Origin of the sequence: Amycolatopsis sp. (genome assembly GCF_025464955.1) — a bacterium.
GTDB lineage: Bacteria > Actinomycetota > Actinomycetes > Mycobacteriales > Pseudonocardiaceae > Amycolatopsis.
The window spans coordinates 1-21,677 of record NZ_JAODNM010000014.1; the positions used below are offsets into that span (position 1 = coordinate 1).

The following is a 21,677-nucleotide window of genomic DNA, read 5'->3' on the forward strand; positions in this document are numbered from 1 at the left end:
AGCCGTATCCGCTGCCGCGGGCGGTGCACTTCGACGACGAGATCGGCCGGGTCTTCCAGTCGATGGGCCTCACCGAGGAGGTGAAGGCGATCTCCGAAGGCGTGCCGGACCACTACGAGTGGCGTAACGCCGACGGCGCGTCCTTGGCGGTGTTCGTGCACCCCACCTCCCAGCCCTGCTTCGAGGGCCGTCTCGCTGGGTCGCCCGCGCCCTATGCTGGAGTTCGTCTTCGACGCCACCTGTAGGTCTCTCCGGCGCGCCTGTCCGTTTCGTGCCCTGAAGTGGACCACCCTTCGATTCGTCTACCCGCATAGTACGACGAGGAAAGAACGATGTTCTTCGTAACTGTCGATCGCCGGTCAGAGTGGAAAGAGTGCGTTTGATGAGTGGAATGCGCTATCAGAGCGCGCGGCCAAGGCCGCATCACCTGCCGTTCCGAAACGGCAGCTTCGATCCAACCGACGCGGCCGGCATCGCCGCGCTGTCCGCGATCGTCGGCGAAGCTGAACTGGCCCCGGTGTGGCAGCGGGCCGCCGAGCCGTTCGCTGGAATCACCACCGACGGCACGGTCGTGCCCGGCCTCTTCACCATCGCTGACGAGGGATTCGACGTCGACGGCGTCGTGCGCGCGGCGCAGGCGTACCTGGACGGTTTGGACGCGAGCCAGCTTCCGGCGGCCAGCGCGGCGATCGTCGGGCCGGAATGGCGGTTGTGGATCAACGCGTTCCTTACCTTCCCGGCGCACGGCCTGCTGCTGGAGGAATTGACCGAGCGCCAGCGGTCGGCCGGGCTCGCGGTAATCGCCGCGACGCTCAGCGCGGCCGGGCACGGGCTGGTGCACGATGCCATGCAACTCAACGGCCGACTCGGCGAGCTTTGCGCCGACTATCCGGACACGCTCACTGAAAGGAAGTACTGGTTCACCCTATTCGGCACGCCATCGCGGGACGAACCATGGGGATGGCAGCTGATGGGTCACCACCTGGACGTCAACTGCTTTATCCTCGGGCGCCAGATCGTGCTCACGCCGAGCTTCGTCGGCACCGAATTCGACGGAGAGCAGTTGTTCGCCGACCACATCAGGGCTGGCGTCGAACTGATGACGTCGCTGGCCCCGGCCCAGCGGGACGCTGCGCTCTTGTACCCGTCGATCCGGTCGGCTGATCTGCCCCCCGCGCTCCGCGGAGCGGTGGACGGCCGAACCAGGGCCGGCGCGGGACAAGACAATCTGGTCCTCCCGTACGAGGGGATCGCAGGCGACCGACTGTCGCCTGGGCAGCGCGAACTGCTGGTTAACGTGATCCGGCCGTATCTTGCTGCCTTGCCCTCCGGCCCGATGGAAGCCAGGCTCGAGCAGGTTCGGCGCCATCTCGACGACACCCATTTCGCCTGGATCGGCAGCTGGGACGAATCGGAACCGTGCTATTATAAAATCCACAGTCCGGTGCTGGCCGTCGAGTACGACAACCATTCCGGGATCTTCCTGGATAATGATGAGCCCGAGCCATACCATGTGCACACCGTGGTGCGCACGCCTAACGGCAATGACTACGGCAAGGACCTCCTGCGCCAGCACTACGCCCGATTCCACTGAGGGAGCGGGACTTCCCAGCGAACGGAATTTCCGACGGTTGGTTCAAGTCCCTTAATGCCCGCCAGCGGTATGCGGTCCAGGTGCGCGGCCACCTCCATCACGGCCGGCGCCCGCAGCTTCTTCCCCCGCGCTCAATCAATGGGCGCGGTCTCCCATAGCGTCCACTCAGGAGGAATCGACCCATGTCCAAGCTGACTCCCAGTGAGAAATCGGTGTCATGGCAGGAACTCACGGCGAACATCCGCAACAAGGGCCTGCCCTCGCACCAGCTCTACCTTGTCCTGTCCGAGGCGACGAACGGCCCGGCCGCAGTGCTGGCCAACCGGGAGCCGCACCTCGCCTATCAGATGCGGCTCGAATCCGAAGGGGTGCTGTTCGTTGCCGGCCCGCTCGCCGACGAGGACGGGCAGTCCTGGGGCGGCTCCGGCGCGTTCGTCTATCGGGCGCCTTCGCTGGAGCGAGCCCGGGAGATCGCCGGTGCCGACCCCATGCACGTGGCCGGCGCCCGCCGGTTCCGGATCATGCCGTGGCTGGTCAACGAGGGCAGTGTGTCCGTTCAGCTGTTCTTCTCCGGGGCGGCGCCCCGGATAGTCCCGTGACCGCCGAGGCCCGAGCACTGAGGTGATCTCAACAAGATCAGTGGGACCGGGTGCGCCGCGCGTTGGCCGTCGCGAGCACGGCACCCGCGCGGCACGAGGGCGCTGATCTGCCTCCACCAGGCGGTGTTCGGTCTGCGCTGGTTCCGCGAGAACCGCGACGTTCCCGCGCTGGCCCGCGCCGAAAGAGAACGGCCTCAAAAGGGGCGCCAATGGACGAGTCCAGCAGTCGATTGCCTTGTCCTGCAACGAAATCAGGAAACTCTGGGCGACCCTGACCAGAACCGTCCACACTGCAGCGCACACACTCCGCTGGTCACACTGGCGCAGACTCCACAAAACGCCGGGCTCGGCAGTGCCACGACCAGCGACAACACCAACAGTATCTCACATAGCGACTGTAGTATTGGGGTCCAGGTTCTCACGGGGAAGGCACTTCGCGCCTGGTACGACACCGCGTTCATCACCGATATCCCCGACCACGCCGGAATAGGGTGAATCACGCCGGCGTGGTCGGGAAGGTCGATCTTGTGAGCAGATGGGTTCATGACAAGTCGGTCTCAGCGCTATCCCACCGGCTGGCATTACCGGGTGACCGGGATGCGCAATGGACCGCTGAGACTCTCCGCGCACGGGGTGGCTGAGCACGGCATGGGGCCAGCACCGCTTCGGGTGGTCGCTGGAGCGCTACCCACGCCGTGGCCAATAGCGTCGCTACAAAGTGGCGGCATCGATGACGAACCGGTAGCGCACGTCGGCTCGCCGCAGCCGGTCAAATCCCTCGTTGATCTGGTCGGCGCGAATGGTCTCGATCATCGGGGCAATCTTGTGCTGGGCGCAGAAGTCGAGCATCTCCTGGGTTTCCGGCATCCCGCCGGTGCCCGACGAAGCATAGCTGCGGCGGCCGGTGATCAGCGACCAGTTGCTCAGCGTGATCGGGTCTTCAGGGGCGCCGACATTGATCAGCGTGCCGTCCAGCCGGAGCAGACTGAGGTAGCGGTCGAAATCCACGCTGTCCGAGATCGTGCACAGGATGATGTCGAAGGTTCCGGCGAGTTCAGTGAACGTCCGAGGGTCCGCGGTGGCATAGTAGTGATCCGCTCCAAGCGCGAGCCCGTCGTCCCTTTTGTTCAGGGTCCGCGACAGCACTGTTACCTGGGCACCGAGCGCGTGCGCGAGCGAGACAGCGACGTGCCCCAGCCCGCCCATGCCGAGGACCGCCACGTTGGTACCCGACCCAACGTTCCAGTGCTTGAGGGCTGAGTACGTGGTAATTCCGGCACACAGCAGCGGAGCCGCGACGTCGAGTCCCAATTCGTTGGGGATGCGCACGACGTAGCGCTCATCGACCACGATGTGTTTCGAGTAGCCGCCGTGGTTCGGGTTGGCATTGCGGTCGCGCGAATTGTAGGTCGGGGTGACACCGCCGGGGCCGGTGCAATAGACCTCAAACCCTCCAACGCAGTTCTCGCACTCGCGACAGGAGTCGATGTAAGTCCCGACGCCGACGCGGTCGCCGACGCGAAATTTCGTGACGCCGGGGCCGACTGCCTGAACCACGCCGGTGATCTCGTGCCCCGGTACCATCGGGAAGATACCCCCGCCCCACGCCTCATCGATCTGATGGACGTCGGTGTGACAGATGCCGGCGTAAGCGATGTCGATGGCGACGTCGTTGAGACCCGGTTCGCGGTGCTCGATGGTCATAGGTTCCAGCTTGGCTTTCGCCGAGGGCGCCCCGAAGGCTCGGGTTGTGGTGGGCATGGAATTCCTCCGGTGTAATGGTGGGGGTGTCAGGCTTGGTCGGTGTGGCGAATGACCTCAAGCCCCTGAAAATCGCAGTTACTTCAACGTAAGAGATCACTTGCAAGATATGCAAGCGAACAATGAAACGATTGCAACGAAGCATCCTCCTCTTGGAGTCGATATTTAGTCGTGGTCGTAAAGTCGTAAACTCGCCAACGAACCCGGTCTCGAAACCACGCGCATCGGCAGCCATGGGAATCGCGGGTGATCTTCGAGCAAGTCACCCCATGACGCCGGTCTTCACCTCACTTATTGAGCCGCGCTTACAAAAGGCCGTGGGCACGCCCGTTGGTAATCACCTGTGCGCGATTGCGCGCGCCGAGCTTGCGCATAACGTTACGCAGGTAGGTCTTTACGGTATTCGGCGACAACTGGAGCCGCGCCCCGATCTCGACATTAGTATAGCCGGATGCGACAAGCCGCAGCACGTCGTACTCGCGAGGAGTCACCGGCGCGACGGAGTGAACCACTCCTTTGCCGCGATAGCCACCGGTGCGGGTCACCTCACGCAGGGCGTCACGCAACGTCGTGCTCGAGGCGTCCTTCACCAGCAGTCCGCACGCGCCCGCCGCGAGAGTCGGGGCGACGGCGGCATGCTCGGGAAACGCCGTGAACAACAGGATCCGGCTCTTCGGCGAGACGGCTCGCAACCGGGGCACGACTTCGGCGGCCAACGCGTCCGGGAGCCGCAGGTCCAGCAAGACCACGTCAGGCCGTGCGCGTTCGCATTCACGGACCGCCTCGGCGGCCGTGGCCGCATGCCCGACGATCGTGATGTCGCGGAAAAGGCCAAGCTGACTCCGGATGCCGTCGCGCACCACAGGATGGTCGTCGACGATCACGACCGTCACGGTCTGCTCGGTCAGCACGGGAGCTCCACACGCCACAGCGTTCCCGATCCCTGGGTCTCCGAAGCGACACACAGGACGCCCCCGAGCCGGCCGACGGCGTCCGCCGTCGACGACAGGCCGATGCCGGCCCGGTGGTCCGCAGCCAGTCCGATCCCATCATCGGTGACCGCGATGACGATGCCGTCGCGACCGTCCGGCAAGCGACGGCTGATCGACACGACGACCGCCTGGGCCTGAGCGTGCTTCTCCACGTTGAGCAACGCCTCCCGCACAGCAGACACGAGCACTTCCACCCGTGACGGTGGAAGTGCAGGCAAATCATCGAGGAGAACCAGCTCCGCGGATGATCCGGTGCGATCGGCGAAGCCGGCGGTGTCCTCTCGCAGCGCGACCGCCAGTTTGAGAGCAGCGGGCGAGGAGCGCAGAGTGCGCAAGGAATCGCGAAGCGCGCCGGACGCGTCCGAGGCCTGTCTTCGGAGTTGCTCCACTTTGGACGACAGCCCCGCGTCTCCCGCGGCGGCGTCGGCGAGACCCGCGACACCGGAACCGATAGCGAACAACAGCGCTCCCACCGTGTCGTGCAGATCCGCGGCGAGCCGTGACCGCTCCTCGTGCACGGCGACCTCGCGGGCCAGCCGGACCCGCTCGGCGACTGCGACCGCCAGCGCGACCTCGTCCGCCACCGCACTCGCCTGCTCGACCGCGCGGCCGTCAAACTCGCCTGAATCCCTGGCCCCGACCGCGAGGACCCCGAAGACTTGTCCCTGCCAGACGACCGGCACAGCCAGGAGCCGTCGCACCCCTTCCGCATCGATATGCCGGTCAAAGGTGTGCGTGATGTCTGCGGCACCAAAATAGTCGTTCACCCAGCCCGGCCGAGCGGCTCGGTGGACTTTACCGGTGAGGCCGAGGCCCTGGGGAACGTCCAACCCACGCAGCAAACCGGTGCGATCGCCGCGAACCTGACTCAAGACGAGCCCGTCGGTCTCCGTCGGCTCAGCGATCCAGGCGATGTCCCGCCCGTCGCCGAGCAGGTCGAGACCCGCGCGCAGCGCCGCACCCCGCTCGAGCAGACCCACGAGATCGGCATGTCCACGCGCGACCTCGCGCAACAGCCCCTCGTCCATCCCCGTATCAGACACTTTGTTCACGCTCCTGCCACAAGCACTCCCGGAAACTACGGGCGAAACAGTTTGACCAATTCCCGACGCATGATCTTGCCGGTGGAGGTCGCGGGCAGGGTTTCGACGAACCGGACCAGCCGCGGCCGTTTGTAGGCCGCGAGCCGCTCCGACGCGTACGCGATGAGCTCCGCCTCGTCGACGCTCGCGTCCCCTGTCCGCACCACGTAGGCACAGGCCAGCTCGCCCTTGATCGGGTCGGCCACGCCGCCGACAGCGACCATCGCGACGGCGGGGTGCGCGGCGAGTACGCGCTCGATCTCCGCCGGGTAGACGTTGTAGCCCCCGGTGATGATCATGTCTTTGCGGCGGTCGACGACGAACAGGTGGCCGGTCGCGTCCACGGTCGCCACGTCGCCGGTGTGCAGCCACCCGTCGGGTTCGATCGCCTCCGCGGTCGCCTCTGGATTTCCGTGGTAGCCGATCATCACGATCGGCCCGCGCACCATCAGCTCCCCGGTCTCTCCCAGTGGAACGTCGCGGGTGACGTCGTCCAGGTCTGCGACACGGACCTCAACCCCCGGCAGGGAAACACCTACCGAGCCCGGCAGAGCCGGCGAGTGCAGCGCGTGTGTGGTACCCAGTCCCGAGATCTCCGTCATCCCCCATAGTTCGATCAATGGTGCACCGGATCGCTCCTGCCAGTGCTCGATCGTCGACACCGGAATGGTCTGCCCACCCACCGTGCACCGGGTGAGACAGGACAAGTCGGCGGACTCGATCGCTGGATCGGCGAGCATCATCGCGTACATCGCCGGAACGCCTTCGAAGAGCGTTGCCCGATGCTCTCCGATCAGCCGCAGAGCCGAGGCTGGAGCGAAGCGCTCCATCAGCACGACGGTGCCGCCGGTCAGGAACGTGCCGTTGATGACGACGTTCCCGTAGACGTGCGGCGCCGGCAACGCGGTGAGTACGGTGTCGTGTTCGGATCGTCCGTGCATCGTCGCGGTAAGCGCGCAGTTCAGCAGCACGGCCCGGTGAGACTGGACAGCCCCCTTCGGATATCCGGTGGTTCCCGAGGTGTAGCCGATGGTGCAGGCGGCAGCCGGCTCGACAACGATCTCTGGCACGGGGCAGTCGGCGGCGAGGAGCTCGTCGAACGCCGTGCCGCCTTCGACCGCCCCACCGAACGCGGCGACCACACGCAGGGCCGGCAGATCACGGGTCACCTCCAGCACTTGCGCTGCCTGATCCACGCCGGCGAAGACCGCGGTCGCGCCGCAGTCGCGCAGGACAAAGGCCAGTTCCTCCGGCGTCAGCATCACGTTCACCGGATTAACCACGGCCCCGCACTTCAGCGCGCCGTGGTACGCGACCACCCACTCCCAGCGGTTCTGCGAGTACAGCGACACTGTCTCGCCTGGCAGAACGCCTCGCTGGATCAGGCCGGCCGCGACCCGGTCACTCAACGCGTCCAGCTCGCGATAGGTCAGTGTCCGCTTCGCCGTCACCAACGCGGCTTTGTCACCGAACCGGGTCGCGCCAGCGCGCAGGATGTCTCCTGGACCGTCCACTGTCACCTCCTCGTCGCCGTCCGACCAGTGAACAACTTCTGCCGCGATGACGGCACACCCGAACGGGTGGGGCGCCGGGGAACCACCACAGACTATGATTCTAATCTATACTAGATTTTATTCTGTGGTCACGCGGCGCACCGCAGCCTCGACCACCCGACCGGACGTCCGCGCCACTGCGCGGGGATGCGGAGCTGCATGCCATGAAGTCCACCAAGGGAACCCACACGCCCCAAGTCGGCGTGATGTTCGCGAACAGCGCCCGCGGCGCGGAGCCAGCACACGCACTCGAACTGGCCACGGCGGCCGAAGACCTCGGGCTCGAGTCACTGTGGGCGGTCCAGCACGTCGTCGTCCCGGCGGAACCAGGCTCCGAGTACCCCTACTCTGACAGCGGCACCGTTCCCGGCGGCGCCGCCGTCCCGATCCCGGACCCCTTGATCTGGCTGGCCTGGGTCGGTGCCGCGACCCGGCGCATCCGACTGGCCACCGGAATCCTCGTACTCCCGCAACAACATCCCTTGGTCGTCGCCAAGCAGGTCGCAACCCTCGACCGCCTGACCGGCGGTCGCTGCATCCTGGGTGTCGGCGCCGGCTGGCTGCGTAAGGAGTTCGACAGCCTGGGCGCCGAATTCGATCACCGGGCACCCCGCCTCGAGGAGGGGATCGAGGCGCTACGCCGCGCCTGGGCGGAAGGACCATCCGAAATGGACGGCACGCACGTCCGGTTCGCGGCGGTGCACATGGAGCCACGGCCTGTCGCCGGTGTGCCGATCCACATCGGCGGCCACACCCCTGCCGCCGCACGGCGTGCCGGACGCATCGCCGACGGATTCTTTCCCATGAATATTCAGGGCGACGACCTTCGCCGGATCGTTACCTCGACGAGAGAAGCCGCCGAACAGGCGGGACGCGACCCCGCGGATGTCGAGATCACTGCGGTCGCCCCGCGCACACCTGCCGAAGCCGAGGTCCAGGCCGAACTGGGCGTCGACCGTGTCGTCTTCGCGGCGCCACAGGTACCCGTTCCGGAGATCCGCGACGCGCTCGCCGCACGACTGGAGCGGGCGACCACCCAGAGCGTCCGGTTCTGACCCACCCGTTCGGGTGTGCCAGAACCTCGCAATACAGAATTCAATCTAAATCTGTGAAAGATCCCGCAGCTTCGAACGCTCGGGGCTCCTTCACAAGCCAGCGCAGATCGCAAAGGAGCGAAACATGACGAAGAAAGACATCGCGATCACCATCAGCGCAGCCGACCGCCTCCTTGAGACGACCACCGACCCCTTGCACCGCCAAATCCTGGAAAACTACCGGCGGCACGCGATCCTCGAGATCTGCGGTGAGTGGAAGGACATCTTCGTCCCAGACATGACGGTCGAGTATCCCATCTACTACTACAACGTGACCGGATTCGCCGGCGACAAGGCCGAAGGCCCCGAGGAAGTTCAGTCGATCTACCGTATGCTCGCCGAAAGCGGAAGCAGCGTGCAACTGGTCGAGGACGAGCGCCTCATGGTGTCGGACTGGGGCTTCTGCTCCGAGGCGGTGTTCAACAGCTACTACCGGGGCTACACACTGAACGAGGTCGGCGTACCAGTCGACGACCCGGAAGGCTACTTCATCATGCGCCAGAAATACGTGATGCTCTGGCCCTACGACGAACGGGGCCGCATGATCGGCGAACAGGTCTACGAGAACCGCGCCTTCTACGAGCTCACCCAGATTCCGGAGGAAGACTTCCTCACGCTCGCGGACGTCCGCGAACGACTGCTGCCCATGCTGCGACCACTCCCCCACTACGACCCCACTACGCGGGGCGCCGCAGTCAGTGCACAGGTCTGACCTCGCCTGCCCAGGCCGGTACACTGGCATTCGCGGTTATCGTCCATGACGGCCGATAATCGCGAATGCCTGAATCCAGATTGGCTTTCTCATGAAGGTAGGCCTCAACACCGGCGACATCGACACCGCCATCCGGGACGCCCGAGCAGCCGAAGCGCTCGGGTTCGACTACCTCGGCTGCGGCGAACACCTGTTCTTCCACGGTCCGACGGCCAACGCGTTCGTCCAACTCGCGGCGGCGGCCGGGGCGACCAGCCACATCCGGTTGGTCAGCTCCATCACGCTGCTCCCCCTGTACAACGCACCCCTGGCGGCGAAGCTCGCCGCCACACTCGATCGCGTCTCAGGCGGACGGTTCGAACTGGGAGTCGGGGCCGGCGGTGAATACCCGCCGGAGTTCGAAGCGGCCGGAGTCGACCCAGCCACTCGCTTTCGACGCCTCGACGAGAGTCTCCGGGTACTGCGGAGCCTGTTCACCGGTAATCGGGTCAGCTTCGAAGGCGAGTTCACCACGTTTCACGACGTCGCCCTCGAACCGGCACCCACCCAGTCCGGCGGCCCCCCGATCTGGCTCGGTGGCCGGAAAGGCGGCGCGATACGCCGCGCCGGCAGGCTCGCCGACGTCTGGATGCCCTATCTGGTCGAGCCCGAGCGGCTGCACAAGACACTACAAGAGGTCCGGGCGGTCGCGGCGGACGCCGGGCGCGCGCCGAATAGAGTCTCTGGTGCGGTATTCGCCTGGACGTGCGTCGACGAGGACGGCGCACGCGCCCGACGCGTCGGTGTCGAGACTGTCAGTTCGACCTACAACCAGGACTTCACCGGCCTCGCCGATCGCTACCTCGTGCTCGGCACGCCGGACCAGGTTGCCGACCGGCTCCAGGAGTACGCCGACTCCGGCGCTGACCGCGTACTGATCCAGCTGGCCTGTCCGCCGGCGGAACGGGAACGGGTGGTCGAGACCTTCGCCCGGGAAGTGTTGCCGCGCCTGCGATTGCCGGCCGACTGAGACCCATGGGCGCCTGCGATCCAGCGCACAATCTCCTGTCGACGTTTTCTAGTACAATTTAGAAAATGGCAATTTGAACCGTCATCGGTGCGCCGTCCCCTCGGCCCCGTGTCACACTTCCCGGGAGGACACCTTGCCGATCTTGCGGGCCGATCAACGATCCATCACAATGACCGCCGACGACACCACGCTGCGCGCGGCGCTCGATCAGGGCAACCTGCCCATTCTTCTGCTTGTGCTGGCTCAGTTGACTGGGGACGCGAAGTGGCTCGAAGAGCCATACCGCCCCAGCCGCACACTGGCGCTCAGCGACAATGACGACGGCGGTTTCACCGAGTCACGGCAGGCCGAGATCCGGGCCGCCGCTTTTACCGTGCTCCGTGACTGGCGCGACGGCCGACGCGTCCTTCCGCAACCTCCCGCGGATGACCGCATCACCGCCATGCTCAGTGTTTCACTGGGTGAGCACGTACCCCCAGAGTACGGGGAGACGATGGCCGAGGAAGCGGGATTTCACACCCGCTCCGAGGTGTCCTGGTCCGGCGATCGACCGGCGGGCGCCGACCGCCTGCACGTACTCATCGTGGGTGCCGGTCTTTCCGGCGTCGCTACCGCAGCAACCCTCGAACGGCTGGGTATCCCGTACACCATCGTCGAGAAGAACCCGGCAGTCGGCGGCGTGTGGTGGCGCAACACCTACCCGGGCGCAGGAGTCGATACGCCCAGCGATCTGTACTCGTACTCGTTCGCGCCGCGACGCGGCTGGAACCGTTACTACGCCAAGCAGCCGGAGATCCTGTCCTACGTCCAGAACACGGCCCAGGACCTGGGCATCACGGCAAAAGTGCAGTTCGGAACCGAACTGACGTCGGCGACGTGGGACGAGGCGAACCAGCGCTGGCACATACGACTGCGCCGGGCCGACGGCACGACCGAAACCCTCGAGGCAACCGCGGTCATCAGCTGCGTCGGTGTGCTCAGCCGGAAGTCCATTCCGGACTTCGATGGCACGGATACCTTCTCGGGGCCGATGTTCCACTCCTCGGAGTGGGACCACTCGGTGGACGTCGCAGGCAAACGGGTCGCGATTATCGGCACCGGAGCGACGTCCCAGCAGATGACCCCCGCACTGGCCGGCGTCGCGGGGTCGGTGCTGGTGTTCCAGCGTTCCCCGCAGTGGGTCGCACCCAACGCGAACTACCTGCGCGACGCCCCGACGAGCGTGCGCCTGTTGATGGAGCAGGTGCCGTTCTACGCGACGTTCTACCGGCTACGCCTGATCTGGCAGTTCCAGGACAAGCTCCTCCCGTCGTTACGCCGGGACCCGGCGTGGCCCCACCAGGACCGGTCCATCAACGCCACCAACGAAAAACACCGGGTCTTCTTCACCGAGCACATCGACCGGGAGCTGGGTGCGCGCACCGACCTGCGGAAGAAGGTGCTGCCGACCTATCCCCCTTACGGCAAGCGCATCCTGATGGACAACGACTGGATCGCGACGATCAAGCGTGACGACGTCAAGCTGGTGCCCGAAGCGGTCACCGGGTTCGACGAAGGCAACGTGATCACCGCCGACGGCGCCCGGCACCCGGCGGACATCGTGGTACTCGCCACCGGCTTCCAGGCGACCCGGATGCTGGCACCCATGGAGATCCGCGGCCGATCCGGCACGTCCCTCCACGAACTGTGGGGCGATGACGACGCCTTCGCCTACCTCGGCATGAGCGTGCCCGACTTCCCCAACTTCTTCATCGTCGGAGGACCGAACACCGCGCTCGGCCACGGCGGCAGTGCGATCTACATCGCCGAGTGCTCCATCGCTTACATCGCCCAGATGCTGATCGCGATGGTACAACGAGGTCTGTCGTCAGTGGAGGTACGCGAGGACGTCGCCAAGGCCTACAACGCCCGGGTCGACACCGAGAATGAGTCGCTGATCTGGACCCACCCGGGCATGACCAACTGGTACCGGAACCAGGCCGGTCGGATCGTGACCACCCTCCCCTGGCGCGGGGTCGACTTCTGGTCCATGACGAAGACCCCGGACCTCGACGACTTCACCATCCGGCAGAGCTGAGCCCGCAGCCGAAAGGCGGAGGTGCGAGCCGCACCTCCGCCTTTCGCTCTGCGCTCAGCGTTTCAACTCGATACCGGCCCGTTCGCGATCCCAGAGCTCGGCACGATTCGCGGCAGCCCACTCCCGCAACTTGTACTTCTCGATCCTGGTGTTCGCCGTCTCCGGCAGCTCGTCGAGAAAGTGGACGTAGCGAGGCACCATGAAGTACGCCATTTCCTGATCGCAGTAGCGCACCAGTTCCACCGGGTCCCGGGTGTTCCGGTGCTCCGATACGACGAAGACCGCGACGTCGTCTTCACCCAGCTCGGACACCACCGGAACCACGGCGGCCTCGCGCACTGTCGGATGACGAAGCAGGATGGCCTCGATCTCTTGGGCGGAGATGTTCTCGCCGCGACGCCGGATCACGTCCTTGATGCGGTCGATAAAGAACAGATAGCCATCCTCATCGAGACGGCCGCGATCCCCGGTGTGGAACCAGCCGCCGCGCATCGCCAGCCCGGTCTCCTCAGGCATGGCGTAGTAACCCGACATCATCGCGCCCGGATCGTCGGCCGCCACCAGGATCTCCCCGGGCTGCCCGGCAGGTACGTCGACGTCGTTCTCATCGACGATTCGCACGCGCGCGCCGTCAGTCGCACGCCCCGCCGACCCTGCTTTGGCCGCGGGATGGTCGGTGTCCGTCATGGTGACCAAGAACGTCTCGGTCGCACCGAATCCCGACACCACCTCGATGCCGAACCGCTCGCGGACGCGCCGCCTGAGTTCACCCGAAGCCGGCACGATCATAGCCAGGCGTGCTGAGTGGTCGCGCTCCGCACGCGAAGGCTCCTGCCGCAGCATGATGTTCGCCATGGCGCCCATGAAGTTGAACTCGGTCGCACCGCAGGCCTTGACCTCCGCCCAGAAGTTCTGGGCGGAGAAGCGCGGCGACAGGGCGACAGTCGCATCGACGGCCAGCGCGGCGTAGCAGGTATAGAAGAGGGCGTTCACGTGGAAGAGGGGCAAGCAGGTGTAGAGCACATCCTCGCCGGTATAGCGGTAGCCGGCAGCCGTGTTCCTGCCGATGCCGAGCGGCTGACTGTGCGGTATCACAACGCCTTTCGACGGCCCGGTCGTACCCGACGTGTACAGGATGTAGGCAGGGTCGGAGGGGACCACGTCGACCTCCGCGGCGGCGGGTGCGGAACCGTCTACAAGGGCCGCCAACTCGGATGCCGGGCAGTCGAACGCAGCAAGTGCCGACAGGGATTCCGCTGAGCGTTCGACGGCCACAATGCGCCGCAAGTGCGGCAGCGGCTCGGCGAGCGCACCGATCCGCTCCACGAATCCGGCGCCGACGACCAACGTGGAACTCTCCGACTGGTTCAGGTAGTACGCGAGCCGATCACCCTTCGACGCGGTATTGATCAGAACGGCGACAGCGCCGAGCCGCCCGAGCCCGAAGCAGGTCCACAGGAATTCCGGGCGGTTCTCGCACATGAGGGCGACGTGATCGCCTCGGCGCACACCCAGCGCCGCGAATCCGTCCGCGTACCGCCGCGCGAGCGCATCCGCATCGGCGTAGGAGAACACCTCGTCGCGGTACCGAAGGTAGGCCTTGCTCCCGTTGCGGCGGGCGGCTTCGCCGAGGACAGAGCCGATGGTGTCGGTCATGGGGATCCAATCGACGTTGATGCAGAACCCGCGCGTACCGACGCACTGGGTTCCGTCATCGTCCAACACCGCGGCTTCCGGGTCCAGGAGTTCGAACGAGACTGGGCGATGGTGCTCCTTTCGCTGGTCCGAACCGGTCCTCGTGTCAACGCGGTGTTGACACACTTCTGCGATAATCGACCGATGAGCGATGCGGGCAAGGCAGTGCTCGATCAGCTGTCGCAGATCTTCGAACGGCAGACTGCGATCGACCGTGCCGAACACGCGCTGATCGTTTCAGCACGGGAAAACGGCACCAGCTGGGCGGAGATCGCCCTCGCACTGGGACTCGGGTCGAGGCAGGCCGCCGAACAGCGGTACCGGCGTCTCTCCGGGCGAGTCCGGGCGGCGCACCCCGAATCGCCGGTTTCCGGTCAGGGCGCGGCGGACGAGCACTCCACAGTGGATTCGGTCCCGCTCCCCAGCGCCCCGCCGCAGCGGCAAATGGTGGGACAGTCGAGCGAAACGCGGCGACGACTCGTCGACGCCACCGCGGAGGTGCTGGCCGAACGGGGCTACGCCTCGACGAGGATCAGCGACATCGCCACCCGCGCCGGGGTGCGCCCAGGCAGCATCTACCACCATTTCCGGTCGAAAGATCACCTAGTGGAGGAAGTCGTTCGCCTGGCCGTCTTGGCTGCGCACCGGCGGGTGGCCACGACGGTGGCCGCTCTCCCCGCGTCAGCGACCGCGGGCAACCGTCTCGCCACGGCGATGACCGCGCATCTTCAGGTCAACATCGAGATGGGCGTCGTGGCTCGTGCCCACGCGCACGCCTTCGGTCAGCTGCCGACGGCGATGAAGAAGCGCATCCGCCCGCACCGACGACGGTACGGCGCACTGTGGGCGGAGCTGGTAGACGCCGCGATCAGCGACGGATCCCTGCGCGGTGACATCGACGGCTACCTCATTCGGCTGTTCGTGGTGAACTCGGTGGAGGCCGCCGCATTCTGGGCCTGGCGAACCCACCGCACGACCAGCGAGCTGGCGGACACCGTCTTGCGGCTTGTCCTCGAAGGCGCGGCGCTTTCCGGTGCACCGGGGAAGGTCACCCGCCACGCAGGGAGTGATCATCGCCGCTGACCCTCACGACAAGTTTGCCGAGCACCTTGCGGGCCTCGATGAGATCCCAGCCGTCGAGCACTTCGTCGAACCCGATCTCCTGCACGACCGGGCGCAACGCGCCGGCCGAGCACAGGTCCAGCACGTCCAGTTGAGCCGCGCGGTGCACGTCGGGCTGCAGCCGGCGGTGGACGTCGCGGTTGACCCCCACCACCGAGTAGCTCCGCAGCAGCGGGTGGTTGGCCCGGATGGTGCCGATCCCGGCCGGGAAGCCGATCACCAGCAACCGCCCTTCCACCGCGATACAGCGGCGAGACCGCTCGAAAGCCCGACCTCCCACGGGGTCCACGACCACGTCGGCCCCGCGCCCACCCGTTGTTTCGAGCACGGTCCCAACGAAGTCCTGCTTCGTGTAGTCGACGACGACGTGCGCGCCGAGATCGCGGCACAGCCGGGCCTTCTCCTCACCGCTGACTGCGGCGACCACCCGTGCGCCGGCCGCGACGGCCAGCTCCACCGCGGCCGACCCCACACCTCCTGCGGCGCCGTGGACCAGTACCGTCTCCCCGCGCCGGAGCCGGCCGCGGCGGTGTAGCGCCAAGTGCGCGGTGACGTAGTTGTTGGGGAGCGCCGCTGCCAGGTCGAACGGCACCGACCCTGGCAGCACGACCGCGTTTCCGGCCGGCAGCGCGACCAGCTCGGACAACGCTCCCCGCCGCCCGGGCGGGAGGTCCGGGATCGCCAGCACTCGGGTCCCCGGTGTCAGGTCCACGCCTACGCCTGCTGCGTGCACGACGCCGCTGAGTTCGAACCCCGGCGCGTAGGGCAGCTCCGGCCTGTCCTGGTACAGCCCCCGGCACATGACGGTGTCCGCGAACGCCAGACCGGCGAAGCGCGGCGCCACGACAACCTCGCCCGGCCCGGGCTCCGGGTCGGCTACCTCGACGACTCCGGCGACATCTCGCGGCTCTCCGAACGCGGTAATCTGCCAGCTGCGCATACGTGGTTCTCCTCGTGGTGGGCAGTCAGCTCGCCGCCGAACAGTCCAGGTCGGCCGCGCCGACGACGTGAACTCCACGGGCGCTGACCGCTGTTATGGCGATCCGTACCGAGCGCGGGTCCACCGCGTGCGCGCGGTAGACGAGGTCGTCACCCGGCAAGCTTGGCAAGGCAAGGCGGACCTCAAGCCCGCGGAGCCGGACGTCCGGACCGGGCCACTCCGAGACGAGCCGGTGGCAGAACCCGAGATGGGTGTAGATGTTGACGTAGACGTCGTCGACGCCGCCCGCGCGGGCGTGATCACGGTCATGGTGCACGGGGTTGAAGTCCCGTGTCGCGAGCGCTCCGGCCACCACCAGGGAGGTCGTGACCGGCACCCGGAGCTCGTAGCGCACGTTCCCGACGTCCACCGGCGACGGGCGCCGTGGCGGACGTACGTCGGGGCCAGGGCGGTAGTGGAGGACACGGACACGCTGGACTCCGACGACGAGTCGGGCTTCATCGGTGAAGGTCTGCTGGTAGTTGACGAACCAGCCCCGGCCGACCGCGGTCTCCTTGGGCGAGCTCACCGATTCGACGACATCCGTACGCGTGATGGTCTCGCCGAGCCTCAGCTCACGCTCGTACCGGTGGGTGAGATCAGTGGCGAGGATCCCGGTCACCCCGGTCTCCGTGCGGAGGCAGTCCAGGGCCCGCTCCTCGTCGCTGGCAACCGCACCGCTCGTCGCCGCGTAGCCCCGCATGGTCCAAGCCATCAGCATCGGCGGCGGTGCGCCGGTATAGCCGTGGTCGGCGGGTCCCCCGAAGACATCCGTCCAGTGCCTGATCATGGCCTCGTTAACCGGAGTCTGCTCAGGCGCGCCTTCGGCGGCAAACGGCTGCCCTTCCAAGGCTTGCCACCGCCGGTCGACGTCCGCCGCCGTGCCCGTCTCGCCAGTCTCCACCTGCATGCCACTACTCACCCGTCACCTCACACTGCGCTTCAGCCGACCAAATGATTGTCGACCACGGCCGACACCTGACCTACGGAATCGAACTTCGGCCGCCACGGTCAGTCAAACGACACTGTGAACTGCTATGACGGCCTTACTGCACGCGGGCCGACGTCAATGTTCTGTTGACACCTGGCGCCTCGTCGACGAGTAATCTAATCTACGATAGAAAGCTGGGCGGACCGAGGGAGATCCTGTGTTCACACTCTTCAGCCACGTCGGCATCGCCGTTCACGACCTCGACCAGGCCGTCGAACTGTGGACCGAGACCTTCGGGCTGACCCTGGTCGAGACGTTCGAGGTCGAAGTGGAGGGAGTGCGCAGCGCGATGCTCTCAACCGGCGGACCTTTCGGCGAAGCCACCTGCGTGGAACTCATCGCACCACTCGCCCCCGACGACACCGGCAAGCCGATCCCCCGCCGCCTCGCCGACCACGGTGAGGGCGTCTTCCACCTGGCGTTCCGAATCGACGACGCCACAACCACCAAAGAGCAACTCGACTCCGCCGGCTTGCGCAGCATCCCCTTGGTGCCCGCCGGTCCGGCCGAAGAGCCGCGGCTGATCGTCCATCCCTGTTCTGCCAACGGAGTCCTGATCGAGCTGTTGGCGACGCCATGACCACTGTTTCTATGATGGGAATCATGACCAAGCTGAGCACCGGTGCGTCCGTCGAGTCGACGTCGAAGGCAGCCCGAACCCGCGAGCGGATCCTCGACGCGACCGCGGAGGTGCTTTGCCGCAGTGGCTATGCGGGCACTCGGCTCACCGACATCGCCGAGGTGGCGGACCTGCAAGCCCCGGCGATCTACTACCACTTCCCCTCCCGCGAGGACGTAATCGAGGAGGTCATCCGCGTCGGGCAACGGCTCACGATCGACCACGTCCGCACCGCGCTGGACGCACTGCCGCTCGAGACGACGGCGATCGATCGCATTCTCGCGGCCGTCACAGCGCACCTCGAGGTTGTGCTCACCCGCTCGCTGTACGCGTCGGCGTCCATCCGAAACATGAGTCAGCTGCCCGAGGACATGCGAGAACGGCAGCTCGAGCTGCGGCGCGAGTACGGCGCCATGTGGCGAGCGCTGTTCGAACGCGCCGCCGAGCTCGGCGAGCTCGATCCACGCCTGGATCCGCACGCGGCCCGGATGCTCGTCCTCGGCGCGCTCAACTGGGCACCGGAGTGGTGGAATCCCGAGCGGGGCACCACCGCCGAGATTGTCGCGAACGCCCAGCATCTGGTGCGCTTCGGCCTAGCCGTGCAACGGCCTGCCCGACGAAGGGCACTTCCATCCACTGTGGTCGATCGCCGGTAAAAGATGCGACCGAGTGCCCCGACGCCGGCTACCCTGCCGCGGACATGCCATCAGCTTTTCCACAATGGACTCCGCGGATTCCGGCCGCGCGAGCGGGAGGTTCCTGTCGCCTCAGAGGCCGGCCGTAGGCAGGTCGAGCGCGGTTTCGTTCTCGGTCATCTTCCACTCACCCTCGACACGAACGAGCTTGATTCGATAGTAGCCCGATTCGATGGCCGCGATGGTGCCCTGGCCGCCCACGACGCCAGGTGCCCAACCATCCTCCGGACGCTGGGCGCCCCGCACCTCGTAGACCAGGAACTGGGCGTCAAGGGTCGCCTGGTCACCATCGATCTCGATAATGTGGTCGAAAGTGGTGTGGTGAGCCCATCCCAGTGGCGGATGCGATGGCAGGATGGTGTTCACCGCTTCGCTGATCGCCGCGGCGCCACTGAACTCTGCCAGCCGTTCGAACTCGCCCGCCCGGTTGTAGCTGATGACTTCTGTCGCGTCCTCGGTATAGAGGCGCGCCACCCCAGCGCCGTCGCGAGTATCGACCGCCCGGACATAGCGAGCGAGTACCTGCTGGATGTCACGTTCGCTGCTCATGATTCCTCTTCTTGTGCCCTACAGTGGGGCAAAACTCTCAGTGTCACTATTGTCAAGTGCACCAGAACCCGGGAGTTCCGGCAATGATAAAACCGTCATCAACTGTTACCGTAGAAGTATGAATCAGCTGGAGACCCGGGACCTGGTCTACTTTCTCGCTGTCGCGGAGGAACTTCATTTCGGCCGAGCCGCCCGCCAGCTGGGTATCGCCCAACCACCGCTGTCCCGCGCGATCGCGCGCCTGGAGCGACGGATGGGCGTGACCCTGTTCGACCGCACCACACGCCAAGTCGCCCTGACGCCCGGCGGAACGGTGTTCATGGACCGGTCGCGCAAAGTCCTCACCGCGCTGGATCGAGCCGTTACCGACGCGCAGGAAGCTGGGCGGCAAGGGCGTCTCGTAGTGGCCGTCCGACCAGGGGTCGGGCCAGGGGTGCTCGCCGAACTGTTCAGTTCGTACGGACAGGTGGCCGGGGCGTCCCCCACCGAGGTGGTGTTCACCTACGACGAGGCGAAGGCTGTGGAGAACGGCACAGCCGACATTGCCCTGCTGTGCCGTAGCTCCGTCCTTCAGGACCTGGAGTCACTCGACCTCGCGCTCGAACGGCCGGTCGCGCTACTGCCAGCCACCCATCCACTCGCCACGCGCAACGAGGTCTCCACCGAGGAACTCGCAGAACTCGACGCCTACACGAGCCGAATCCCCACCGAACCTCACGACTCGATCGTGGACCGGGTCGCCATGGGCAGGCTTGTCGTCGTCGTCGGCGAGAGCGTGCGCGACCGCCTCGGCCGTTCCGTGGTCGCAGTGCCGGTGAAGGACTTCCCCGACACGATGCTGACGCTCGCCTGGGCACCAGCCCGGCGACATCCCGCCCTGGACGGCTTCCTGTCCGTAGCACGGAACGGGAACTGGAACACACGAGGCGAATAGCACACCCCGACACGCGCGGTCAGCCCTGTCTGCGCGCGGCCATGGCCGCGCCCAGGGCGTCCGCGTCGAGAGCCGGGCCCCACGCGTCCCTCGGATCGATGCGTCGACCGTCGACCAGTGATCCGACGTCGACCACGTCGAAGCCGATCTGGTCGATGAATTCGGTAACCGCTCGCTTCGCGTCGTCGTCGTCGCCGGCGATCGGTATGGCGCGCCGGCGAACTGTGCCTGACGGGCGGGAATGCTCGACGATTTCGGCGGCCTTGATGGCGTTGAAGGCCTTGACGACGCGTGTGCCGGGGAGACGCGCGGCGAGCATTTCGCTCGCCGCTGTGTCTCCGTCGTCAATGGCGGGGTTCTGTCCGTCGCGGGGAGCGTAGTAGTTGTTCGCGTCGATGACGATCTTGCCCGCCAAGGGTTGCACCGGAATCTCCGGCACACTGCGGAACGGGATCGCCACCACGACCAGGTCACCGGCCGCGCCGGCTTGTTCGGAGGTCGCGGCACGTGCCCTCGGGCCGAGTGCGTCGATCAACCTGCTGAGGGTGTGCGGGCCTCTGGAGTTGCTCATCACGACGTCGTGACCCGAGGCGATCGCCTGCCGGGCAAGCACCTGTCCGATGTTGCCGCTGCCGATAAAGCCGATGACGGCCATGGTCATCTCCCTCCTTAGGTGAATTGCGGCTGCCTCGGGTGGTCAGGGGGTGAGGACGAGCCGACCTCGCAGCCCACCCCTGGCGAGGCGTTTATGAGCCTGCGCCGCCTCTTCCAGCGGGTACGCCTCGGCGACCCGAAGGGTGAGTGCGCCTGCCGCGGCGAGGTCGGACAGGGTTGTCAACATCGCCGCGTCGGGACCGACCGAGGTGAGCCGTACCCGAATGCCGCGCTCCACCTCAGGCAGCGCATCCATCCGCGTGGTGACGAACGTTCCGCCCTCCTTGACCGCCGCGATGGCGCCGAGCATGGCGGTGTCCAGCATCGCGTCCACGCCGTGCGGGTAAAGCCGGCGCACCGCCGCGGCGGGGTCGTCACTGGCGGCCACGAAGGCGTCGGCGCCGAGCACCTTCGTGACGAAGCTCTCGTCTCCCGCGAAATCGCTGGCGATCACCGTCAGTTTGCGTCGCTTGGCCAGTTGGACCGCATAGCCGCCGACCGCTCCGGCCGCGCCGGTGATGAACACGCTCTGCCCCTCATCGAGACCGAGAAGCTCCACCGATTGCGCGGCGGTCAAACCGTTCAGCGGGATGGTGGACGCGTGCACGGCGTCGACCCCGACCGGCGCCTTGGCCAGGGCATTAGCGGGCACGATCGCGTATTCGGCCTGGGCCCGGAAGACACCGATCGCGCCGTGCACAAGCGCGATCACGGGCGTACCGACCGGCCACGGCGCGCCAGGGCCGACCGCGTCGACCGTCCCTGCCACGTCCCAGCCCAGCCCGAAGTGACCACCCTGCGCGGGAGGAGGAAAAACGCCGCTCCAGGCCGACACATCAGCCGGGTTGAGGGCAGCGGCCGCCACCTTGATCCGTGTTTCGAACAAGCCCGGTTCGGGCAGGTCGACGTCCGCCACCTCGATGACGTCTGGGGCGCCGACAGACCGGTAGACAACTGCTCGCATGA

General features: G+C 66.4%; 21 protein-coding genes. 11 read left to right on the forward strand and 10 right to left on the reverse strand.

Translation table 11 applies throughout. The annotated features are described in order from the left end of the window. The 3 genes from JWQ81_RS01485 to JWQ81_RS01495 form a co-directional block, all read left to right on the forward strand. The coding region (locus JWQ81_RS01485) for a hypothetical protein (protein ID WP_297536910.1) at nt 1–245 on the forward strand (245 nt) is incomplete at its 5' end. Nucleotides 246–391: 146 nt separating this feature from the next. Next, the gene (locus JWQ81_RS01490) at nt 392–1,594 is read left to right on the forward strand and encodes a DUF3500 domain-containing protein (RefSeq protein WP_297536911.1); all 1,203 of its coding nucleotides are present in this window, start codon (nt 392–394) and stop codon (nt 1,592–1,594) included. Nucleotides 1,595–1,776: 182 nt separating this feature from the next. Beyond that, nucleotides 1,777–2,193: a YciI family protein gene (locus JWQ81_RS01495; protein ID WP_297536912.1), complete on the forward strand. Its 417-nt coding sequence runs from the start codon at nt 1,777–1,779 to the stop codon at nt 2,191–2,193. Nucleotides 2,194–2,904: 711 nt separating this feature from the next. Here JWQ81_RS01495 and JWQ81_RS01500 read toward each other — a convergent pair. The 4 genes from JWQ81_RS01500 to JWQ81_RS01515 all read right to left on the reverse strand — a co-directional run bounded on the left by JWQ81_RS01500 (nt 2,905) and on the right by JWQ81_RS01515 (nt 7,542). Continuing rightward, nucleotides 2,905–3,954 carry an NAD(P)-dependent alcohol dehydrogenase gene (locus JWQ81_RS01500; protein WP_297536913.1) on the reverse strand — a complete coding sequence of 350 codons (1,050 nt, stop codon included), beginning with the start codon at nt 3,952–3,954 and terminating at the stop codon, nt 2,905–2,907. 305 nt (nt 3,955–4,259) lie between these two features. Continuing rightward, nucleotides 4,260–4,865 carry a response regulator transcription factor gene (locus JWQ81_RS01505; RefSeq protein WP_297536914.1) on the reverse strand — a complete coding sequence of 202 codons (606 nt, stop codon included), beginning with the start codon at nt 4,863–4,865 and terminating at the stop codon, nt 4,260–4,262. After that, on the reverse strand, nt 4,859–5,989 hold the full coding sequence (locus JWQ81_RS01510) for a GAF domain-containing protein (RefSeq protein ID WP_297536915.1): 1,131 nt from the start codon (nt 5,987–5,989) through the stop codon (nt 4,859–4,861). Before JWQ81_RS01510 ends, JWQ81_RS01505 begins: the two co-directional genes overlap by 7 nt. 35 nt (nt 5,990–6,024) lie before the next feature. Then, nucleotides 6,025–7,542, reverse strand: a complete 1,518-nt coding sequence (locus JWQ81_RS01515; RefSeq protein WP_297536916.1) for an AMP-binding protein — start codon at nt 7,540–7,542, stop codon at nt 6,025–6,027. A gap of 203 nt (nt 7,543–7,745) precedes the next feature. Between JWQ81_RS01515 and JWQ81_RS01520 the strand changes: the two genes are divergently transcribed. The 4 genes from JWQ81_RS01520 to JWQ81_RS01535 all read left to right on the forward strand — a co-directional run bounded on the left by JWQ81_RS01520 (nt 7,746) and on the right by JWQ81_RS01535 (nt 12,473). Next, the gene (locus JWQ81_RS01520) at nt 7,746–8,636 is read left to right on the forward strand and encodes an LLM class F420-dependent oxidoreductase (protein WP_297536917.1); all 891 of its coding nucleotides are present in this window, start codon (nt 7,746–7,748) and stop codon (nt 8,634–8,636) included. Nucleotides 8,637–8,760: 124 nt separating this feature from the next. Further along, nucleotides 8,761–9,387 (forward strand): hypothetical protein, encoded by a 627-nt coding sequence (locus tag JWQ81_RS01525; RefSeq protein ID WP_297536918.1) that lies wholly within the window; start codon nt 8,761–8,763, stop codon nt 9,385–9,387. A gap of 91 nt (nt 9,388–9,478) precedes the next feature. After that, nucleotides 9,479–10,396, forward strand: coding sequence for an LLM class flavin-dependent oxidoreductase (locus tag JWQ81_RS01530; RefSeq protein WP_297536919.1), 918 nt, complete (start codon nt 9,479–9,481; stop codon nt 10,394–10,396). A 169-nt stretch (nt 10,397–10,565) separates the two neighbouring features. Then, nucleotides 10,566–12,473 carry an NAD(P)/FAD-dependent oxidoreductase gene (locus JWQ81_RS01535; RefSeq protein ID WP_297536920.1) on the forward strand — a complete coding sequence of 636 codons (1,908 nt, stop codon included), beginning with the start codon at nt 10,566–10,568 and terminating at the stop codon, nt 12,471–12,473. 54 nt (nt 12,474–12,527) lie between these two features. Here the strand turns inward: JWQ81_RS01535 and JWQ81_RS01540 are convergent, their stop codons facing one another. Next, nucleotides 12,528–14,129, reverse strand: coding sequence for an AMP-binding protein (locus JWQ81_RS01540; RefSeq protein WP_297536921.1), 1,602 nt, complete (start codon nt 14,127–14,129; stop codon nt 12,528–12,530). Between the two features lie 183 nt (nt 14,130–14,312). On the opposite strand from JWQ81_RS01540, the gene JWQ81_RS01545 reads away from it, so the two are divergent. After that, the gene (locus JWQ81_RS01545) at nt 14,313–15,251 is read left to right on the forward strand and encodes a TetR/AcrR family transcriptional regulator (RefSeq protein ID WP_297536922.1); all 939 of its coding nucleotides are present in this window, start codon (nt 14,313–14,315) and stop codon (nt 15,249–15,251) included. Here the strand turns inward: JWQ81_RS01545 and JWQ81_RS01550 are convergent. Together JWQ81_RS01550 and JWQ81_RS01555 are read right to left on the reverse strand one after the other, a co-directional pair. After that, nucleotides 15,217–16,230: an NADPH:quinone oxidoreductase family protein gene (locus JWQ81_RS01550; protein WP_297536923.1), complete on the reverse strand. Its 1,014-nt coding sequence runs from the start codon at nt 16,228–16,230 to the stop codon at nt 15,217–15,219. The two genes, JWQ81_RS01545 and JWQ81_RS01550, sit on opposite strands and share 35 nt — an antisense overlap. A 25-nt stretch (nt 16,231–16,255) precedes the next feature. After that, complete coding sequence (locus JWQ81_RS01555) at nt 16,256–17,179, reverse strand: MaoC/PaaZ C-terminal domain-containing protein (RefSeq protein ID WP_297536924.1); 924 nt, start codon at nt 17,177–17,179, stop codon at nt 16,256–16,258. Between the two features lie 238 nt (nt 17,180–17,417). On the opposite strand from JWQ81_RS01555, the gene JWQ81_RS01560 reads away from it, so the two are divergent. Continuing rightward, on the forward strand, nt 17,418–17,840 hold the full coding sequence (locus JWQ81_RS01560; RefSeq protein WP_297536925.1) for a VOC family protein: 423 nt from the start codon (nt 17,418–17,420) through the stop codon (nt 17,838–17,840). A gap of 23 nt (nt 17,841–17,863) precedes the next feature. Next, nucleotides 17,864–18,535, forward strand: coding sequence for a TetR/AcrR family transcriptional regulator (locus JWQ81_RS01565; protein ID WP_297536926.1), 672 nt, complete (start codon nt 17,864–17,866; stop codon nt 18,533–18,535). Nucleotides 18,536–18,646: 111 nt separating this feature from the next. On the opposite strand, the gene JWQ81_RS01570 is transcribed toward JWQ81_RS01565, so the two are convergent. Next, on the reverse strand, nt 18,647–19,123 hold the full coding sequence (locus JWQ81_RS01570; protein ID WP_297536927.1) for a nuclear transport factor 2 family protein: 477 nt from the start codon (nt 19,121–19,123) through the stop codon (nt 18,647–18,649). 118 nt (nt 19,124–19,241) lie between these two features. Here JWQ81_RS01570 and JWQ81_RS01575 point away from each other — a divergent pair, with 118 nt between their 5' ends. Continuing rightward, a complete protein-coding gene (locus JWQ81_RS01575) occupies nt 19,242–20,057 on the forward strand; it encodes a LysR family transcriptional regulator (protein WP_297536928.1) in 816 nt (271 codons plus the stop codon). A gap of 19 nt (nt 20,058–20,076) precedes the next feature. On the opposite strand, the gene JWQ81_RS01580 is transcribed toward JWQ81_RS01575, so the two are convergent. Continuing rightward, nucleotides 20,077–20,718, reverse strand: a complete 642-nt coding sequence (locus JWQ81_RS01580) for an NAD(P)-binding domain-containing protein (RefSeq protein ID WP_297536929.1) — start codon at nt 20,716–20,718, stop codon at nt 20,077–20,079. Nucleotides 20,719–20,754: 36 nt separating this feature from the next. Beyond that, nucleotides 20,755–21,677, reverse strand: a 923-nt coding sequence (locus tag JWQ81_RS01585) for an NADP-dependent oxidoreductase (RefSeq protein WP_297536930.1), incomplete at its 5' end; no start/stop codon positions are given.

Bases quoted from the DNA above. Each gene is read 5' to 3' on its own strand.
- JWQ81_RS01520 (WP_297536917.1), top strand. From the start codon at position 7,746: ATGAAGTCCACCAAGGGAACCCACACGCCCCAAGTCGGCGTGATGTTC.
- JWQ81_RS01495 (WP_297536912.1), top strand. From the start codon at position 1,777: ATGTCCAAGCTGACTCCCAGTGAGAAATCGGTGTCATGGCAGGAACTC.
- JWQ81_RS01545 (WP_297536922.1), top strand. From the start codon at position 14,313: ATGAGCGATGCGGGCAAGGCAGTGCTCGATCAGCTGTCGCAGATCTTC.
- JWQ81_RS01575 (WP_297536928.1), top strand. From the start codon at position 19,242: ATGAATCAGCTGGAGACCCGGGACCTGGTCTACTTTCTCGCTGTCGCG.
- JWQ81_RS01570 (WP_297536927.1), bottom strand. From the start codon at position 19,123: ATGAGCAGCGAACGTGACATCCAGCAGGTACTCGCTCGCTATGTCCGG.
- JWQ81_RS01530 (WP_297536919.1), top strand. From the start codon at position 9,479: ATGAAGGTAGGCCTCAACACCGGCGACATCGACACCGCCATCCGGGAC.
- JWQ81_RS01525 (WP_297536918.1), top strand. From the start codon at position 8,761: ATGACGAAGAAAGACATCGCGATCACCATCAGCGCAGCCGACCGCCTC.
- JWQ81_RS01550 (WP_297536923.1), bottom strand. From the start codon at position 16,230: ATGCGCAGCTGGCAGATTACCGCGTTCGGAGAGCCGCGAGATGTCGCC.
- JWQ81_RS01535 (WP_297536920.1), top strand. From the start codon at position 10,566: ATGACCGCCGACGACACCACGCTGCGCGCGGCGCTCGATCAGGGCAAC.
- JWQ81_RS01490 (WP_297536911.1), top strand. From the start codon at position 392: ATGCGCTATCAGAGCGCGCGGCCAAGGCCGCATCACCTGCCGTTCCGA.
- JWQ81_RS01565 (WP_297536926.1), top strand. From the start codon at position 17,864: ATGACCAAGCTGAGCACCGGTGCGTCCGTCGAGTCGACGTCGAAGGCA.
- JWQ81_RS01500 (WP_297536913.1), bottom strand. From the start codon at position 3,954: ATGCCCACCACAACCCGAGCCTTCGGGGCGCCCTCGGCGAAAGCCAAG.
- JWQ81_RS01540 (WP_297536921.1), bottom strand. From the start codon at position 14,129: ATGACCGACACCATCGGCTCTGTCCTCGGCGAAGCCGCCCGCCGCAAC.
- JWQ81_RS01555 (WP_297536924.1), bottom strand. From the start codon at position 17,179: ATGCAGGTGGAGACTGGCGAGACGGGCACGGCGGCGGACGTCGACCGG.
- JWQ81_RS01580 (WP_297536929.1), bottom strand. From the start codon at position 20,718: ATGACCATGGCCGTCATCGGCTTTATCGGCAGCGGCAACATCGGACAG.